The following is a 219-nucleotide window of genomic DNA, read 5'->3' as shown; positions in this document are numbered from 1 at the left end:
GGACTCCTGGACCGGCGAGTGGTACCACACCGGTGACATCGGCGAGCTGGACTCCGACGGCTACCTGTCCATCACGGGTCGCAAGAAGGACCTCATCGTCACCGCCGGCGGCAAGAACGTCTCGCCGTCGCAGATCGAGGACCTGCTCTCGTCCGATCCGCTGATCAGCCAGGCCGTCGTCGTGGGCGACAACCGCAACTACATCGCGGCGCTGGTCAC

Annotated in this window: 1 pseudogene; it reads left to right on the top strand. The window is 65.8% G+C overall.

The window, feature by feature from the left end:
- Positions 1-219 (top strand): annotated as a pseudogene (locus tag AC3DEV_RS17300) (long-chain fatty acid--CoA ligase); the annotation flags it as partial.

This window comes from Dietzia sp. IBK-p2-15D (assembly GCF_057773105.1).
Note: the sequence above shows the minus strand (reverse complement) of the source record. Positions and strands in the feature narration are given on the sequence as shown.